This window comes from Candidatus Hartigia pinicola (assembly GCA_020541205.1).
GTDB lineage: Bacteria > Pseudomonadota > Gammaproteobacteria > Enterobacterales > Enterobacteriaceae > Hartigia > Hartigia pinicola.
On the sequence record CP048208.1, the window covers coordinates 1,944,932 to 1,965,942 of the forward strand.

General features: G+C 26.7%; 11 protein-coding genes. 2 read left to right on the top strand and 9 right to left on the bottom strand.

What is annotated here, in order from left to right:
* Positions 1-116: 116 nt before the first annotated feature.
* The 9 genes from apaH to thiB form a co-directional block, all read right to left on the bottom strand.
* Positions 117-944 carry a bis(5'-nucleosyl)-tetraphosphatase (symmetrical) ApaH gene (apaH, locus tag GFV14_RS03535; protein WP_457914284.1) on the bottom strand — a complete coding sequence of 276 codons (828 nt, stop codon included), beginning with the start codon at positions 942-944 and terminating at the stop codon, positions 117-119.
* 2 nt (positions 945-946) lie between these two features.
* On the bottom strand, positions 947-1,324 hold the full coding sequence (apaG, locus tag GFV14_RS03540; protein ID WP_457914285.1) for a Co2+/Mg2+ efflux protein ApaG: 378 nt from the start codon (positions 1,322-1,324) through the stop codon (positions 947-949).
* 115 nt (positions 1,325-1,439) lie between these two features.
* The gene (gene rsmA / locus GFV14_RS03545) at positions 1,440-2,273 is read right to left on the bottom strand and encodes a 16S rRNA (adenine(1518)-N(6)/adenine(1519)-N(6))-dimethyltransferase RsmA (protein WP_457914286.1); all 834 of its coding nucleotides are present in this window, start codon (positions 2,271-2,273) and stop codon (positions 1,440-1,442) included.
* A complete protein-coding gene (gene pdxA, locus GFV14_RS03550) occupies positions 2,266-3,264 on the bottom strand; it encodes a 4-hydroxythreonine-4-phosphate dehydrogenase PdxA (protein ID WP_457914693.1) in 999 nt (332 codons plus the stop codon). The genes rsmA and pdxA overlap by 8 nt, the downstream gene beginning before the upstream one ends.
* An 8-nt stretch (positions 3,265-3,272) precedes the next feature.
* Positions 3,273-4,565 (bottom strand): peptidylprolyl isomerase SurA, encoded by a 1,293-nt coding sequence (gene surA / locus GFV14_RS03555; protein ID WP_457914287.1) that lies wholly within the window; start codon positions 4,563-4,565, stop codon positions 3,273-3,275.
* A gap of 215 nt (positions 4,566-4,780) precedes the next feature.
* The gene (gene lptD / locus GFV14_RS03560) at positions 4,781-7,153 is read right to left on the bottom strand and encodes an LPS assembly protein LptD (protein WP_457914694.1); all 2,373 of its coding nucleotides are present in this window, start codon (positions 7,151-7,153) and stop codon (positions 4,781-4,783) included.
* Positions 7,154-10,531: 3,378 nt separating this feature from the next.
* A complete protein-coding gene (gene thiQ, locus GFV14_RS03565; protein ID WP_457914288.1) occupies positions 10,532-11,239 on the bottom strand; it encodes a thiamine ABC transporter ATP-binding protein ThiQ in 708 nt (235 codons plus the stop codon).
* Positions 11,232-12,836 (bottom strand): thiamine/thiamine pyrophosphate ABC transporter permease ThiP, encoded by a 1,605-nt coding sequence (gene thiP, locus GFV14_RS03570; protein WP_457914289.1) that lies wholly within the window; start codon positions 12,834-12,836, stop codon positions 11,232-11,234. The genes thiQ and thiP overlap by 8 nt, the downstream gene beginning before the upstream one ends.
* Positions 12,812-13,816, bottom strand: coding sequence for a thiamine ABC transporter substrate binding subunit (thiB, locus tag GFV14_RS03575; protein ID WP_457914290.1), 1,005 nt, complete (start codon positions 13,814-13,816; stop codon positions 12,812-12,814). Before thiB ends, thiP begins: the two co-directional genes overlap by 25 nt.
* 553 nt (positions 13,817-14,369) lie before the next feature.
* Here thiB and rppH point away from each other — a divergent pair.
* Together rppH and GFV14_RS03585 are read left to right on the top strand one after the other, a co-directional pair.
* The gene (rppH, locus tag GFV14_RS03580; protein ID WP_457914291.1) at positions 14,370-14,852 is read left to right on the top strand and encodes an RNA pyrophosphohydrolase; all 483 of its coding nucleotides are present in this window, start codon (positions 14,370-14,372) and stop codon (positions 14,850-14,852) included.
* A 2,986-nt stretch (positions 14,853-17,838) separates the two neighbouring features.
* Entirely contained in the window at positions 17,839-19,242 is a 1,404-nt protein-coding gene (locus GFV14_RS03585) for an alanine/glycine:cation symporter family protein (protein WP_457914292.1), read from the top strand.
* Positions 19,243-21,011 lie beyond the last annotated feature (1,769 nt).

Sequence of the window (21,011 nt, forward strand, 5' to 3'; positions counted from 1 at the left end):
AGTGACTCATGTTATATAAATATATATAATCTTAAATTTCCTTTACAAGAACAATTTATTTTTATCTTAATTTTAAATTTTTTAGATATAAAGACCTTATAAAAGTAATCAGTAATTTAATGTTTTCGACATTTTTGTTGTGATTTTTGGTGATAAAATTTTTTACATTCCCAATGAAACAATGTTAATTCCCTACCCCAACAGCAACCTGTATCTAATCCATAAACATATTTTGGGATTTGATCACTTTCTAATGAAGACCAATGACCAAAAAAAATCAAAAACCCTTCAGGCAATTTATTAGGAAGTAAAAACCATGGTTTTAATGGTGACGGAGCTTCTTTAGGGATTTCTTTGCATACCATATCCAATTCCCCGTGAGGAAAGCAATATCGCATACGAGTTAATGCATTAGTACTAAAGAGTAAGCGAGATAATCTGGTTAAATTTCCTGACCAAGTATTAGGCATATCTCCATGTATAGCATTAATAAAAAACGGGTAAGCATCGCTTGATAAAACAGATTCAACTTCTCTTGCGCATGCACACGCAATATCAAGATCCCACTGAGGAGTAATTCCTGCATGCGCCATAATTATTTTCTTTTTTACATCAATTTGTAAGAGCGGTTGACACCGCAACCAATTAATTAAATTTTCTATATCGTAGGCATTGAGTAACTCATCAAGATGATCTTTTGGTTTATTTTTGCTGATTTTGCAGTAAACACGAAGAAGATGTAGATCATGATTACCTAAAACTAATCGTACTGAAGAATGAATACTTTTAATATAGCGAAGTACTTGAAGTGATTCAGGGCCACGCGAAACTAAATCCCCAGTCAGCCATAAAGTATCTTTTTTTGGAGAAAAATTCACTTGTTCTAGTAATGCTCGTAGTTCACGATAACAACCATGCACATCACCAATTATATATGTCGACATAATTAATGAATTAAAGTAGGTATAGCAAGACGAAACGCAGGAATATCAATGTGAAAAGTTTTACCCTGACTATTTAACATAACATAATACCCCTCCATTATGCCCATTGGAGTTTCAAGTATAGCTCCACTAGTATAACGGTACATTTTATTTGGTTGAATAACCGGTTGTTCACCAACAACACCCTCACCTTGTACCTCTGTTTTATGTCCGGCACTATTAGTGATTAACCAATAACGGCTGATTAGTTGTATTGCTTCTCGACCTAAATTACAAATAGATATAGTATAAGCAAAAAGATATCGATTAATTTCTACTCGCGATTGACTCTCTATGTAGACACTTCGAACTTGAATGCTTACGTTAGGTTCGTTCAGCATAACGTCTCCTTTTAAATTAAATTAGATCCTTATAGTTTAATATTACATTATTTTAACGTTACTAAATCACTCAAACTCTATTTTTGTTCTTAATAAGAAAAAATGAATTCATGATCTATATAAACTCAATATTTTTAGTACGTTTAGATAAATTTTCTAAATAATTTGCCATTTTGCAATAAGCTCTGACTGAGATATTTTCAGCACGCATACTAGTATCAAAACCAAGTTCAGCCAACTGTTGAATACTAAATAAATCACCCAAACTATTTCGAATGGTTTTACGACGCTGGCTAAAAGCATGTTTAATAATAATATTTAAAAATTTTATATTTTTAAGTGGATATGGTTTTTTAGAATAAGGAATCATTTTAACTACAGTTGAATTAACTTTTGGTACTGGAGAAAACGCAGTAGGTGGAACGTCTAATATAGGAATAATTTGACAATAATATTGTGCGATCACACTCAAACGACTATAGGTTTTTTTATCAGAATCTGAGATTAAACAATCAACTACTTCTTTTTGTAACATAAAATTCATATCAAAAATTACATTAATAAAAGTAAATAAATAAAAAATTAAAGAGGTTGCAATATTATAAGGTAAGCTACCAAATATGCGTAAAGGCTGAGTCGCTTTTTGTGCTAATTTATCGAAATCCACGGTCATAGCATCTTGCTGTATAATGGTTAGTTTTTCTTTTAATTTAGGATGCATCTGTAAGCGAAAAACGAGATCATGATCAATCTCAACAACTGTCATCTTATCTATTCGACTAATCACAGGTACAGTTAGTGCTCCAAGTCCTGGACCGATTTCTATAATAGATTGATCAGGTTGTGGGTGTATCGCATTGATAATACTATTAATAATATACTGATCAATTAAAAAATGCTGCCCAAAACGTTTTCTGGCAAGGTGTCTTTGATACACTCGATTATTCATGAATATTAGATATCATTTGAATCGCTAACTTTAAAGCAGCAATAAAACTACTTACACTAGCATGACCTGTACCTGCTAGTTCTAACGCTGTCCCATGGTCGACAGAGGTACGAATAAAAGGTAAACCTAGCGTTATGTTTACTGCTTCACCGTAACCTTGATATTTTAACACAGGAAGTGCCTGATCGTGATACATTGCAAGAATTACATCTGCATTTTTTAAATATTTAGGTTGGAATAGAGTATCAGCAGGCAAAGGGCCAATTAAATTTAAACCATTTTCCTGTAAAAATTTTATGACAGGTATAATAGTTGTAATTTCTTCCATTCCAATATGCCCACCCTCACCTGCATGAGGATTTAACCCACAAATATAAATATTAGGTTGTTTAATATTAAATTTAGTTTGCAACTCATTATGTAATATACTAATTACATCTCGTAAACTTTGTTGTGTAATTGCGTCAGAAACTTCTTTTAATGGAATATGAGTAGTAGCCAATGCTACTCTCAGTTTTACTGTCGCTAACATCATAACAACACGGCGACATAGGCTTCTATTAGCAAAAAACTCAGTATGGCCACTAAATAAAATTCCAGCATCATTAATGATACCTTTATGTACAGGTCCTGTTACAATTGCGGAAAATTCACCATGCAAGCAACCATCACAAGCTCTGGAGAGAGTATTGATAACATAACTACTGTTAACAATATTTAATTTACCCACCTTAACTGGTGCATTTAAGCGAATAGGAAGAATCGATAGAACGCCCGGATAATGTGCATCGTTAATGCAACTTGAAGTGTAAGTTTTTAGTATTAAAGGAAGATTGAGTTGCTGAGCTCGTTGCAAAAGTAATTCAGGACTAGCGCAAGCAACAAGTTGTACCGGCCAAAAATCTTGAATAAGATGAATTAGAAGTTCTGGACCTATCCCCGCAGGTTCACCTGGAGTTATAACAATGGGTTTATTAATTTTTTTCATTATTAGATTGATCATGAATCGGCATCGATAATATTAATGTATGCTGCTGCTTTTTGTTCTTCAACCCAACTTTTTGATTCTTCGTTAAATTTACGATCAAACAGTAAACGATAAGCTTGATTTTTTTGTACAGAATCAGTTTTATCAATATTGCGCGTATCTTGTAATTGAATTAGATGCCAACCAAATTTAGATAAAATAGGACGACTGATTTCACCTTTCTTCAGTTTAATTAACGCATCACGAAATACTGGATCATAGATCTCAGCCATATTCCAACCTAAATCACCACCTTTTAGTGCGCTGTCTAGATCTTCAGAAAATTTTTTCGCAGCATTTTCAAAAGTAATTCTTCCACTATAGATATCTTGACAAATCTGTGTAAGTTTTTGATACGCTTGGATATCACTCAGTATGGGTGATGACTTAAGTAAGATATGACGAACTTTAACTTCAGTAACAGAAGTAGTATTATTTATACTTTTAATGTCATCAACATGTAGAACATAATAACCTAAATTAGATCGAATAGGTCCAATAACGTCATTTTTTTTTGAGTTTTGTAATGCTTTAGAAAGAATAGAAGGTAGATCTTGTAAGTTAGACCAACCCATCTTAATCACTTTTAATCTTTGTGACTCTACGGAAGAAGTAATGGAAAGTCGATTTAAACTAATACCCTTTTTTAATTCATTCATCACTTTATTAACTATTTCATGTGATTGTTGTAATTTTTCTGAAGTTGGATATTCTGGTAATGGAATTAATATATAACTTAAATTAACATTAGTTTGATAAGCAGGTTGAGCACTAATCTGTTTTGCTAATAGTTCAACTTCTTTAGGTAGAATTGATACTCGACGACGCACTTCGTTATTACGTACCTCTGCAATTAGTATTTCTTTACGAATGTCACGGCGATATTCTTCCATTGTAATTCCGTCTGTTTTTAAGTGCGCTTTCATTTTTTCAAGAGTTAAATTATTTTGATGTGCAATATCAACAATTGTGTCATTAACTATTTTTTCAGGAATATCAATTTGCATTTGCTTGGCTGTCTGCAGTATTATGCTGTCTATAATCAAATGATCAAGGATCTGCTTCCTAAGCAATGTATCATTAAAAGTTTTTTGAGAAGTATGACGTGCATTAAATTTTACTCTGTTTAGTATATTCTGTATATCACTTTCCAATACAACTTCATTATTAACTATAGCAACCACTTTATCTACTTGCTCTGCTGCAGCTAATACAGTCATACTTGCAAATATGAGTCCAAGAATAAAATTCTCCCAATAATTCATAATAATCCCATCAATTAAGTTAAATTCTTACCTTAAAGCAGTTTTATTGTCTATTTCAAAAATAGACAATATATCTTATATTTCAAAAATTATGATGTATACTGTAAATCAATCACATAAATCAACTAATCAAAATCATATACTTACCTATATTTACTAGGATTTTTATGGAAATAATTTTTTTAATATTGAAATATAGTTAAATTCACTTATATCTATTGTTCAAACGCTTGCTGATAAGGTATCACACCTCTACTAAGCATCTCCTGACTACTAAAACTATGATGATTATTTAAACCTCTAAGTTCAAGATTAAACGTCCATCTATTATCATATTCGCTATTAAACTTTTTATTTTGCCAACCAATAATTTTACGTTCATAGCCAATATTGAACGCCCAACAACAAGTATTGTATTGTAATCCAATAATCTGGCTAAAAGATTGCTGTTGTTTTGTATCATAATAATACGAACCTATGAAACCCCAGCGTTCACTCAAGGGCCAACTTAATACCGCGCCAATTTGTGATATTCCTTGTTGATATTCAGGTGATACGTTAGAAGAAGCAATACTTGCGTCTTGATAAAAAGTTTCTTGAATATAATTAGAGTCAACGAAACGATATTTTAATTGTAATAAACGATCAGAATCAACACGATATTCAGTGACTGCATTACCCATTGTAACGCTACCTAAGCGATGATCGTATTGCAGACCTACACGAACACCCCAGTTATCATTAATACGCCAAGAAGAGTCGGTTGCACATAACAACAAACCAGTATTACCTTTATCATCAATGTGTAAATCTTTATTTCCTGCTCGTAATCGCTCTAAATAATAGATTTGCCCAATAGAAAATTTAAAACGCTCAGTGAGTGTTTTATCATAAATACGTGTTGTTATACCGGTCGTCAACTGATTTGCAGAAGCAATTCTGTCAAGACCACTGTATATACTATCACGAAATAATCCAGTGTAATCAGACTGCAAAATAGCAGAATCGTAATTATTAATATGATTTTGACATTTATACGGAATATAAAGATATTCAACACGAGGTTCTAAGGTCTGAACAAAATAACGATTATCAAAAAGATTACGTTCAAAAACAACTTTTAGATCACTTTTAAACATCGGCAAGACACGTGTTACATTTTTAGCTAATTTTTCATTTTGTTTCTCATTAGGAATCTCTTGATTATAATGAGTTGCTAAAAGCTTTAGACTATTGTTGATGTTTACCCAGTCATTTGATAATGGTGCACTTAGTTCACATTCAATATGTAAACGAGTAGCATCTGGATTATTTTTACCTATGCTAGTAAAGCGTGAAGCTTGTGCGTAAGTACGAAAATCAAAAAAACCTAAGTGATTTTTGTAGTAATTAAAATCTAACTGTGGTGCTGCTTTATAAGCACGTTTGTTCAAGTCATCTAGAAAAAATTGAAACTGTTTATACGATAAGGTAGCATTCCAATTTTCAGCGGTATAGCCAGTGCTGAATTTTTGAGTCACATAACTAGCTGTTGTGCTACCGTACTGCGAATTAAAATCAGTCAAATATTGGCGATCACTCACTTTGGTATAATCAACATTAATATTCCAATGGTTATCGTAAATACCCGAGTGACGCCAGGAGAATAACCATCGAGCATTACTATTTCGAAAATCACGTCTGCCATTTTCTTTATGTTTGAAATATACTCTATCTCGATTAATAAAATCAAAAGCTATTGTTCCTGTATATTCAGACAGTAAATATCGAAACTCATTATTTAACTTAATACCACGGTGCGTTATAAATTGTGGGGTAATCGTAAGATCATAATTAGAATCTATATCCCAATAATAAGGCAGCGAGATCTCTAATCCATCATTTTTAGAATAGTTCACAGTTGGAATTAAAAAACCTGAACGTCGAGTATTTCCGATTGGAAATTGCATATATGGACTATAGAACATTGGAATATCACCAAGATAGAAACGTGCATGCCAAATTTCAACCACTTCTTTTTCACGATCTACAATAACTGTAGAACCAACAATATTCCAGTTTTTATTACCAGGTAAACAAGTAGTAAAAGTACTATTTTTCATGATAGCAAAACGATTTTTTTCTCTAATTTTTATTTTTTTAGCATCACCACGACCTTGACGACCCACTATCATGTAGCTACCATTATCTACATCTATATTCTGATTATGTAAATTGTAGCAAGCGGAAAGACCTTGTAAAATAATTTGTGGATCATCGTAATGAACATTACCAATAGCAATAAATTTATAGATTGGATTTTCACGTTTTAAATGTGTTTGTGTTAGTTTGACTTTATCTGCAGTTAAAGTTTTATTGCCTTGTTGAATATTAACATCACCTTTATATTCAACAATGTTAGGATATGCTCCTTGAGCATTTTTAGCTGTAATATTTATAGATAACTGTCTAGATTCACCTTGAATTATTGGTTTGGTATAAACAGGAACACCAAGCATACATTGTTCTGAGAGATTAGCGTATGCTTGTTGACTATAAATAAGCGCCAATAGTATAGCATTGAATGTTGTTGGATAATTTCTTTTCATCATTAAACATGTAGTTCCGTCAATATTAAGCAAAGCCAGTCAATGACTAAATTTTTACTTACTTAATGATATTTCGCCAACATCATATAAAACTTATGTGCATTTGATTATATACTAAAAAAAGAATAATAATATAATAATGTAAATCTATCTGCTAAGAATTTTAAAAATTACGGAATGCGCACGATTGAGTATAATTTTTAATCTCACTAACTTAGTTATCTCAAGTGTTTGTGTGAAGATCTTTTTCATTTACTTTAATTAACATCGAATAAAACACAATTAGACATCATATTGTCTGATAAAAACAATAAATAAAATGAACAAAGATTTTTCTTAACACACGATAAAATTTTAAAAAATTTAAAAAAGTATAAAGAATAGCAATACCGATGTATATATTTAATTTATTAAACCGGGCAACAAATATATATACTTCATTAAACACACTTACATTAATATTGTAAACTTCATATAAGGTCAATCACCTTACTCTCCATTTTACATTTTACTAAAATAAAGCTAGATTACTGTAGTTATTTTTAACATCACTGAAGCCTTTTCTATTTTAACTGTCACTAAACTTCTTATAAAAACTTACATTAAAATGTAAAAAAGCATTCTTTGTAATTATTAAGTAATTTAGAATGTTAATACTTAATTATAATAGTTTCTAAACATTATCAAGTAAAATTGTAATTTATTCAGGATATTTACAACATAAATAAGATATTGTTATTACATAATATTTAATATAAACTTTGTTGAATATTTTTAAAAAATCAGAATTTTATAGATTATAGATCAACTAAAATGAACATAATACATCGCACATAAATCAGACAATATTATCTAGATAACCTGAATACGAAAACAGAATTCACGTTAAAAATAACAGAAACTAAGAAAAAGGTATCAGTTGATGAAAAACACATTATTAACTCATTTTAAAAATATGATTGTAATAATTAAAAATAAAAACACTGATAAAAAATAACTTATTAATTTAAAATATTTATACTTCTAAATACCCTGTTAGTGTTATATATGGTAATGAAATATTGAATTAATCAATTTATATATAAAATACTACACTGAGTAATCTTTCTGTAAAAGTAATTTTATAAGTAGAAAATAAAAATTAGTGTATACCTAAGTTATATTGATATACTATAAACTAAGAAAATTAATAATATACAGTTATTACACATTAATTTATATACTAAGTTATCAAAATATTATAGTCTCTTTAAATTTTCAAATATATATAAAGTGCTACAAAAATAGAACAATCAATATTTTTAATATAAATTCATAATGAATTAAACAGATTTTATAACTATCGATAGTTTTATTTAAAACACTAAGTTTAATATACCAATGTTGTATATTCAGTTTTTAAAGATATTTTCCATATTAAAATATGTTATTTAATTGATTTTTTAATAAAAATTAGATAACAATTCTAAAAATTCTTTATCTGTTAACTTAATGTATCTAAATATATTTAGATATAGTATTTTTGATTTAATCTTCATAAAATAGATGTTTAATCTCTGCTTAAGTACGTTCTTACATAAAACTCACATTATTATTTCACTAATTAAAGTATATCAATAATCAACTAATGTAGTATGAAGAACATTTAACTACAAGTGAGTTTATAAGATGCTGTTATGATGTTCATATACTGTAGCTAAAATAACAACAATTCACTCAGCTGATTAACAATAATAATACATATTTTAATTCATTCTGATAAAGATGCAACTATAACGAAGTAGTATAGAATCGAGTATATTTTTGAATTACTTAAAATAAAATATCTTCTAATATAATAAAGACATATAACTAACAATCCATAAAACATAAATATATTGTAGGTGGCTTTAAAATTAAGGAATAAACTAATTTGTTTACTTAGTTATAAAAATTAATACAAATATTAATTTTTAATAATTATCTCTTACTAACGAAAAAAATTTAATGTAAATTTTAAATACTATGAAAAATTATTTTTCAACGTAATTATTATATATATTTTATTAAGATAATCAAATCTTAAAAGAAGCATATTATTTGCAAAAATAAATTAATAACTTAAATCTTTTTAAAAAATCAAGAGTATATCAATCACTAAAAAATTAATGCATACAAAATCTTTTATAACACTACTGTATATTTTCATAAAAGTTTTCATAAGAGTTTCTAAGAAAATTCATTACACATCATTAAAAATACCGTATATTACTATATGAAAATGTAGAAAATAATTACAAATAAAAATGCATTTCATCAAATAAATAATTTTAAAAAAAGTAATGAAATACTAGCAGACATTTTTATGTATACAAAATCACATTAGTTTTCGAATTACATATCTTACGGTAATATTGTATTATAAAATATTTGTTAAAATTAATAAAGTTCTATATAACACACAAAAAATTAAGTATTAGATTTTCAGGAATAGAAAGAAATTAATTTTTTATATTTTAACTATTTAGCGGATAGCGTATAGTATAATATTATTTGAACTATTTAATTTATATCGTTTTTGTATTTTAACAACAGCAATCAAACATAAAATGAATCTTTTATACAAGCTACAATTGTTCTAATTACAATCCTATTTCTAGAGTTGTCACATACTAATATTAATTTCATGAGAATTCAAATATAGATCTATTGCTTATACAAGTGTCATAGATACTTCATGAACCTTAAATAAACATACAAGTTTTATAGGCATAATGCTTTAACTATCACTAACCAAAATACTTGTTACCTATTTACAGTTCTTACTCACTGATCTGAAAGTTTATTTTTTAACTATGTTCCTCTTTTAAAGTTCAAAATAGTAATATACGATATTTTTCTAAAAAATTAGCACGAATTAAATTTTAGCATAAAAATATTTTGATTAAACAAAAAAAATACATAAAATAAACTAAGATATACCCGGTGGCGTGTACATTTTAGCAGTTTAGAAATACAAGCTAAATCTATGAATATATATCTTGACTCATAGCGGTATTTAATGTCTTTCATTGTGAGAAAATATATCCAAATCATGATCTTGAAAAGATTTCCAATCAATTTTCAAAGAATTTAAAAAACAGAATAGAGTGATATTATTCATTTATCTAAATAATATTTAATCAGTAACTAACGATCATAAAAATAACATCTAACTAATTCTAATAATATATCCAGACCTTTTGAAAAATATTTTAGTCATTGCCTAACCAAGAGCATGAAGCTTTTTAAAATATCTATCTAGCTATAATTAAACATATAATTTTTTCAGTAAACAATACTGACTGAAATACATAAAAATATTATGAAAATCACTTACTATATTAAGATATTAATAGTTTATATAATATTTTTTATAATTCCAATTAATTTAGAGGCTGAACTTTTTCCTAAGAATAATTCACGAGTGCTACCATCGTAGACAATAACACCATTAGAAATAACTAATGTACGAGGTGAGATTTGTAAAGCATCCTTAATATTATGAGAAACCATGATTAATGTAATATCTTTCAATTTACAAATGTTGTCAATTAACAATAATATTTTACTGCGCAGAGCAGGATCTAGTCCAGAAAATGGTTCATCTAATAATAAAATCGGTTGCTGACGGACAAGGCAACGTGCAAGTGCCACGCACTGTCGTTGACCACCTGATAGTTGATTAGGCAATTTATTACAAAAGTTTAAAAGACCAAACTGTAAAGCTATATTTTTAACTTGTTCTATTTGATCTTGATGTAATCGTAAACCAGGGTGTAATCCTAATCCAATATTTTGCTGTACAGTTAAATGCATAAATAAATTATTATCCTGAAAGAGCATAGATATTGGACGGTGAGCTGGAGAAGTACAAGTATGATTTTTACCATTTAGTTGAAGCGAGCCACTTGTTGAAAATTTGAAACCACTGATTAAGTCAAGTAAAGTGCTTTTTCCTGCGCCACTAGGTCCCATTATAGACACACGCTCCCCAGAGTTCATAGAAAAATCAAAAAACATATTCATATTATCATACTGGTAGTTTAGTTGATTTAATTTAATCATGATCTTTGCTCAACATGCTCTGAATAAAATAAAACAAACATAAACACAATAAAAGCAAAAACATTGCTGTTACTGCACCGTCATTTATACGATAACCGTTGATTTGTTGATAAAGGTAAGAAGGTAGAGTATAAAAATCTTCATTGCCAAATAAAGAAACTACACCAAAATCACCAATAGAGATTATACAAGAAAACGCGAGTGCTTCCGAGATAGGTTTTTTTAATACTTTAAGTTCAATCATAAACAAACGATTAAAACCAGTAATAGCTAATGAATAACACAATACATTATAACGTTCAGCAAGTTCTCTCATTGGATTTTCTAATACTTTTATCGCATAAGGAATAGCAAGTAAGGCATTGGTAAGCATTAATAATATATAAGGAGATTGAGGTATACCGATTGTTGCATTAAAAAAAATAAAAAAACCTGTTGATAGTACAATTCCAGGCATAGCTAAAATAACTAACCCGGTTATTTCTATAGCTTGACTCAGTTTGATTGCGCGTCTTAAAAATAATTCACGACTACTCCATAACAACATCATCGTCAGAAAAATGCACAAAATACTCGCACAGATAGCAATAAATAATGATGTTAAAGTGGCTTGCCAAAAACTACCGTGACTGAATACCTGAATAACTTGACTATTTAACCCATCAATAACAATAGCTAAAAGTGGTGGAATTAATAATAAAATGGCTGTAATAATTAATGTTGAATCGTAAAGACAAGTAAATAAATTATCAGCAGGATCGCACCAATAATTATGTTTACTATAACTAATCAAAAATGAAGTATTATTTTTTTTACTTAAAAACATTAAAGTAATACAGAAAAATAATTGAATTAAAGAAAGTAGCGTGGCGCGACTAGGGTCAAAGTCATAATTTAATGCTTGGTATATTGCTAATTCAATTGTCGTTGTAGCTGGACCTCCACCCAATGCGAGTACTGTAGAAAAGCTAACAAAACACAACATAAAAATCAAAGCAGCAGTCGGTAACATCTGTTTACGTATATAAGGCCATTCCAAAATGCGAAATTTTTGCCATTCATTTAATCCTAACTGTGAAGAAATTTGACGTTGTTTTATTGATATATCTTCTAATGATTGCAGCAATATACGTGTTGCAAACGGCATATTAAAAAAAACATGAGCCATCACAATCCCTGGAAGGCCATAAACACTAAAAGTATAATTCAAACCAAATAATTGAAAGAATTGCGATAACCAACCTGTTTGTCCATAGACAGATAAAATCCCAAATACCACAACAATTACAGGTAACACAAAGGTCATTGCACAGATTTGTAGAAATAACATTCTTCCAGGAAATCTACGTCGATAAAGCGCTTTTGAAAGAAAGATGGCTGAAAATATAGAAAAAAATGCTGATAAGAACGCTTGAAAAAAAGTAAAATTAATAACATGCCAAATGTAAATATCACTAAAAATTTCATTAATAGATAATTTTGGCGAAAAAAACCAAAGTGAAAAAAATACAAGCAATGCTACTGTCATTAATAATCCGGAAGCTAATGCTCCTGGTAAGAGTGACCAATTGATTAACGACTGACGACATTTTGCCATAAACGAATCCAATTTTTACGTTCTTTGGTAACTTCTGTTGAGCTAAATTGCAAAGATTTTTTTGGTAATGACAACGAATTATAAACTTCTGGTAATGGAATATTAAGAATAGGATACATCCAGTTTCTTACTGGTAATACGCTTTGAAATTCAGGCGTTAACATAAATTTTAAAAACTGCTTAGCAAGCTCAGGTTGCAAGCTATTTTTAAGTCTCGCCGCTACTTCTATATGCATATAATGCCCTTCATGAAATAACGCAGCAGCATAATTATTTTTCTGATAATTAAAGATCTGATGACCTGGCGATGAAGTATAGCTCAATACAAAATCACCTTCACCTTTTAAAAGTAAAGCATAAGATTCACTCCAATTTTTGGTAACAGTCAGTGTTTTTCTTGCTATTTTATGCCATGCATCAGAAGCTTTATCAGCATACAATTTTTCAACCCATAATATTAAACCTAAGCCTAGACTACTTATGCGAGGGTCTTGATAAATAATTTTCCACGGTTCACTACTATTTAATAATTCATCCATACTTTTTGGTGGTTCTTTAATTTTATTAGTATCATAAATAAATGCAAAATAGCCATAATCATAAGGAATAAAGGTCACATCCTTCCACTCAATAGGTAGATTAATGACTTCAGTATTAATATCAGCCGATACAAATAACCCTGAGCTTTTAGCTGAATCAATTAAATTATTATCAAGTCCTAGAACAACATCTGCTTTGCTTTTCTCTCCTTCCATGCGAAGACGATTAAGTAATGCAACACCATCACCAAGTGAAACAAACTTTAATTTGCAATCACATTTAGCTTCAAAATTCTTTTTAATTTGCAAGCCAGGTCCCCATTCAGAAGTAAACGAATTATAAGTGTAGACAGTTAACGTAGCTTTTTCTGCAAGTACATAGTGTGTAAATAAAAAATATATAAGTATAATAAACACTTTATTTCTCGAATTTTTAAGCATATTCTTTCCTACATAAGAGAAAAAAAATTACACTTAAATAATGCAAGTGTAAATTTAAATAAGAATAAAATCTATCTAAGAATTATAGATATGATTTTATTTTAAATAACAGAACAAATAATATATTATATAATACAGACTACATAATTTTCAGCTTGACTAATATAGTAAAAATTTTAGAGGAGTATGAAAGAAATAACAGAGTAAAAAAGTAAATGAAATACTATATTACTATGTTCTCAATCAGATAATAGAGAGTAATTTTAGCCTGCAATACATTATAGTAATCTATTATAATAATTATCATTTCATTGTAGTACTTTTGTAAATATATGCAAACTATATTGATATATCTGTAATGCTACATATTATTTCGTTTAATAAGATTATTAATTTATAATTGATCTATCTAACTCATAGTATATATTTTAATTGTATCATCGAATAATTGATCTAGTGATAATTTAATGATTTTATCTATATAAATTTACAAATTAATATATGTATAAAATAATTAGTAATCTTATAAATTTAGATATAGAGGTAATCTCTGGTGATCGATAATCATGCCTACCGACCGAATGTAGGAATTGTAATTTGTAACCGGCAAGGACAAATTTTATGGGCCCGCCGCTATGGTCAGCATTCATGGCAATTTCCTCAAGGAGGAATCAACTTGAGGGAGTCACCAGAACAAGCTATGTATCGTGAATTACATGAAGAAGTTGGTTTACAAAGTCAGGATGTCAAGTTATTAGCTTCAACTCGTAATTGGGTACATTATACATTACCTAAACGCTTAGTACGTTGGGATAAAAAACCGATTTATATCGGACAAAAACAGCGTTGGTTTTTATTACAACTACAGTGCGATGAATCAAATATCAATGTTCATCAAAATACATCTCCAGAATTTGATGGATGGCGGTGGGTTAGTTATTGGTATCCTGTGAGACAAGTAGTTTTTTTCAAACGAGAAGTATATCGACGTATTATGAAAGAATTTGCAATCATTACCATTGGATTACAGAAATAAATATTTTCAAAAAGAACTGTAGTGCTTTATATCCTAAATATGTATCTAAATAAAAAATATTTTTAAGAATTGAGTAAGTTACTGAAATTCTTAATTTAAATAAAGTTTATTTTAGGAAGTGATGTTCATTACAGTTTATTTTAATTACTAGGTTTATTATTACGTTACATAACTGCTTAATAAAAATTACGATCTTTAAAATCTAATAGAATTTCTATTAATGTTAGATTTCATAAGATTTAATTAGTGCTAGTAAAAAAATTAACAAACTTACGTATTTTCAAAAAATAAAATACGCCAAATTTTAAAATTATTATATTAATTTAAAAAAAATCATTTAAAGATTTATGCAAGCATTAAATATTGTATTGTGTTACAGAAATACAAAAAATTACAAAATTAACATATTCTATAAGAATATATTCATATACTTTTTATAATTGTATATATGTTTTAATGTTTTCTTAATAATTACATACACGTTTCATTCCGTGACGTTTAGAAGTAAAATTTAAAAACCTACGAAGATGTTACTTTTTAACTATTATGTAAGGTGTATAATATGTTTTATCAAAAACAGTGAACTGATCATCTTATAACTATTTACTAAGATTATTTTTAGTCAAGAAAATCATACTTGTATACTAAAAATAATGAAAAAATTTTATTATAATATAATTTTTCTATTATTTAAATTATATAATATCATTTTTAACATCTATTATAATGTATTTTTAGTATTATAGATTTTAGCTTGATAAAAAAAGGTTTTAAGAACATTATTTAACTCTTCATATTGTTATGAATATATAATTAAAATATTTATTAGATTTTCTCTCTCCAACATATATTACTCACTATTTATAAATTTTTATAATAAAAATTTTAAATTATCCATATTATACAAAAATGTTAATTTAAATCCGTATCTGAAACTTACACAAATTTTATTTTAATATAAAATTGTCTGACTAATATATTTATTATATCAATAAAAATGTAAAGTTGAATAACATATAGATTATATAATATTAAAATATTAAATAAATAATTACATAAAATTATAATATTTTTAATATTTTTATATTAGTAAACAAATTAAGTAATATCAATTATATTACGTATAAATTAAAAAATCATTTCAATTATAACCGATAAATATATAGAATATATATCATAAAAATATACTTATTAGTTATATAAAATTTAACTAATATCAATTTCACTAAATATTAGTGTAATATATTTATATATATTTGATGTTTATAAAATTATTAAAAATAATAAATTTTTATATTATAAAAATAAATAACATTACAATCTTATATTACATAATAAATATATTTTACTTACTTTATGATTTAAAATCATTGTAATTACTTACAATAATTTCAAGTTGATTTTATTAAATTTAACTAATAATTATAATAATTAAGTAACTAACATCATTGACATTTCAAATATTTTAATAACTATTTTATAATAAATTAGTTGATTTATTCTTAATTATTAGAAGATGATGAATATATCATAGTATATAGTTATTTATATTTCTTTTGTAATAAAATTTTTATTAAAATGTAATTGATACTTTTATCTTTATTAAGTTAAATATAAAAATATAATGAAAATTATAAATATAAATACAAATAAAATATATAACAATGTATGGCTTATAACTTATTACTTATTGCTTATTACTTGTTACTTATTACTTATTAACAAATCGAAAGATTAATTATTTAAAATTAAATTCATTCATTAAGTACATTTTATAAATACAATTAAAAAATTTTATATTTTCAATAAAAACATTAGTGATCAATTTTAAGGATTAAATGTTAATTTTTAAAATTATTCATTATCTTAAATAAAAAAATTTACTTTATTAAATAAAAAATTAATACTTTCTCAAAAAATATAAAAGTTTATCTAAAATATTTTAGATTAATACTTATTAAAGTGGATAGTTTATTTTATTTAAAAATTTAATTTCAATATAAATTACTTAAATTAAAAAAAATTTATCTTAACATAACTAGACAATTTAATAATCTTATATTTTCACTAACACTAATTCTAGTATAAAATGATTTTTTAATATTTTGAGCTATTAAATATAAAAGTTATTTTTATATTAAAAAATTTACTTCAAACATCTATTTATAAAAAATTAGCACTGACTCATTGTTAACACTATAAATCTTATGGATTGTGATTATGATAATACTTAATCTATTAAAAATTCATCAATAAAAAAGAAAGATTGACACATGTTTCAATAGATGACTGAGGAAAAATGAAACACAATGCTTCATAAACAATATAAAAATATAACATTAATAATGAATTCTATTTCACAGCTAAATAACATTTACACAATATTGTATTGTAAACTAAAATCTATTTATTTCCTAAGAAAATTACAAGTGACTTGAACAACCAAATAGAAAATACCTTTTCAATATTTATCACTATTAAAACTTATAAATAGTATCTGATTAATCATTATAGTACATAATGTAGTTTTAGTGTGCTATATATATTTTTGTACTTTATTTAACAGTTATTTATATAAAATATTATTATGTAATCTATAGTGATTATTTATGCAAACATTTCTTTTTCTATAGAAAATAAATTTACTGAAACATAAGTATATCTTAATATCCAGTGCCACATTCCAAAATAAATATCTTATTTGTTTCAACTGTATTCAATACTAAAGACATTAAGATTTCTTTATAATTTTATGGAAATAAATTACATAAAAAATTATGCTATACTCTAGACATCAATAGAAATTACAAATTTTATTAATTAAGATTAAAAAAACAACTATATTAAATATTTATAAACAAAGGATTTATCTAACATAAGTTAATAATTTTAAAATCATAGCATGATTTCAAAAATAACCCTTAAAATATAGAGATAACAATTAGATGATTGCACCGCTCTCCATAAAAGAAACTAAGAGGAAAACATGGAATTTTTACAATCAATAAATAATGTATTCTGGGGATGGCTTATTGCTGGTTTACTTTTAGGCTCTGGTATTTTTTTTGCTGTCCGATTGTCATTCCCGCAAATACGTTATTTTCGACAGCTATTTAGCGTATTGACGGATAAAAAAAAATCAGTTAATGAAAAAGATATATCTGGTTTTGGCGCACTCTGCGGAGCATTAAGTAGTCAAGTTGGCACCGGTAGTTTAGTAGGCGTTGCAAGTGCTTTAGCATCTGGAGGACCTGGTGCTATTTTTTGGATGTGGGTAACGGGACTTCTTGGAATGGGAATTAGTTTTGCTGAAGCTACACTTGCTATTTTATTTAGAGAAAGTAATAAAGATGGCACATACTCTGGCGGGCCTGCTTACTATATATCAAAAGGTGTTAACTGCAAACCATTAGCAATTGCATTTTCAATAAGTATGATTATTAGTATGGGTTTTTTTTATCCTATGGTTCAAGGTAATTCAGTTATATTAGCAACAAAAGGAGTTATAGACATTAATCCATTATGGATAAGTGTAATACTTGTAAGTTTAGTGTCAGTTATTATTTTTGGTGGAGTTAAACGTATTAGTGATTTTTCTGCTTTTTTCGTTCCGTTCTTGTCTATTAGTTATATTAGTTTGTCACTGTTTATTATATTACTAAACTTCAGAGAACTACCTATTATTTTAATACTAATTGTAAAATCAGCTTTTAATTTTAATGCTGCAGCAGGAGGCGCTGCTGGTTATACTATTTATATGGCTTTCCGATATGGAGTTGCTCGTGGCTTATTTTCCAATGATGCTGGAAACGGCACAACACCAAGTATGCACGCTACGGCTGTAGTCAATCACCCTGTCACACAAGGTTTTTCGGCTATGTTTGGTACATTTTTTACTACTATGATTATCTGTAGCTGTACCGCATTGACTATTCTTCTTACAGGAGCTTTAAATAGCGGTCAAACAGGCGTTGAACTTACTCAGACTGCATTTAATCTTGGCATAGGTGACTGGGGGAAACATGTCGTTTTTGTTGCAATGGTACTTTTTGGTTTTAAATCTATTATTGCAGATATTTATTATGGCGAAGTGAATTTGCACTGGATTATTAATAATAATAAAGCAACTTACTTCTATCGTATCCTTTGTTGCTCTTTAGTTATGATTTGTGGAATAATTCCAGTCGAAACGATTTGGGAACTTGTTGACTTTTCTGCTGCTATGCTAATTGTTTTTAACGTACCAGCGCTTTTAATACTTTCAAAATATGTTCTTTTTGTTCTTCAAGATTATGTACTACAAAAAAATAGTGGTATTAAAGATCCTAAATGGGATTATAAAAGTAACATAAAAACTTTGATGATGAATAAATCATCCAGTAAAATATAAATATCTAATTAGAAGTAAGTATTTCACTTAACTGTGTTGATGAAAAAGAAAGTAACTTAAAAAAAATAGGATAGACAATGTGAATGTTAAATAAGTAAAACAAATTATAGAATAGAAGTATTCCTTATCTTAATGTTCAAAAAAAATTATTTCGAAGAAATAAAATTTAAATTGAATTATAGAGAATGCACTTTTATAAGATTAAATATTGATCAAAATTATTAATCTAATAAAGTTTAATAAAATATAAGCATCTAATAACAGTCTTGATATAAAATAGATATTTATATTTGTAATATGTCATGCTTTAATGTTCTTTAAAATTACTCGCCTATATCGTAAAAAAATAATAGTGCTATTTTTAAGACTATAGAATAATCGAAATAAAAATAATAAGATGATTAATAATAATGTTATTAACAATTAACATTATACAAAAGTTATTTATACTACTTTTATTCTATTAAAATAATATTAATATTTTACTCATACTGATATTAAAGATAATCCTAAACAAATTCACGAAACTAAAAATTTAATCTCAGAATCTATACGCTTTGTTCTGAACAAATATATTAATGCTCTTAAAAAAATAAACTACATTCTTTAATATTTTTGTAGAAAAAATAAAATTATTACTGAAAGTAATAATAAGCAATGTAACGAATAACACAATTTTATTTTTTATTTTTTTTATAAAAATCTTTTAATATTATATACTTATAAACAATAGTAAAAAACATAGAGTGCCTGATGTGCACTACTTTATATATATTCAGTATATGATAAACACTATCTAAAATCTTTTTCTTGAATTATAAATATTTTATTGATAAACATTTAATATAAGAAATTTTTTTAAACATTAAAAATAATCCATGCGCTTTAATTGGTATTGTCACCATTTATGAGTATAATTTAATTAAATATAATATTAATTATAAGCATCATATGTTTTAGTGAAATAATTTTTATTTTTATTGTAGTTTTTCATAAACTATATTTTAATACCCTCAAAATAGTTTTAACTCTATTTCTAACGGTTTCTTTTTATACAAATATAAACTATTAATATATAATTTTTGAAAAAAATCTAAAATAACATTTAATAGAAATTAATTTAAAGACATACAACAATAACATAAAGAATATACTTTAGTTACTCGAAAGTGCATTTGACTATTAAATCTTACGTAAAAAGTGTAAATTTTTAAAATGATCATATTTTAAAGAATATTTTTAAAAGAGAAGAAAACCTTTAGCATTATGTGTAATATAAATTTTAATCATAAGTCATGATATTATAAGGAGGTTCAGTTCTATAAATTTATAAATATAAAAATTTTTAATATTTTAAAAATTTAATACGTAAAGATATGCTATCAATATTCATCAAAGTAAAAATATTTCATTGCATTGATAAGAGGATATACATGATCAATACAATCCTGTATCACAATAACTAACAGGGTTCTTGAGTCACTAAAAATAACAAAATCTACTTAAACAGCAATAAAATATACTTTTTTCAGTAAAAACTAAAATAGAAATTATATTTATTCTCAAAAATAAGAAACATAAAAATAATAACATTTCTTATTGATATCTAATAAATAGGCGATATAAAATTTATTTTGTTTATACACTTCATATAAAAGCTTTTTTTATTTTTCATATTAAAACTGCACTAAATAATTATATTGAATTCTGATTCAATCAAATATTTATCATCAAATAAAATACATAACTTCTTACAGTACTTACAATCT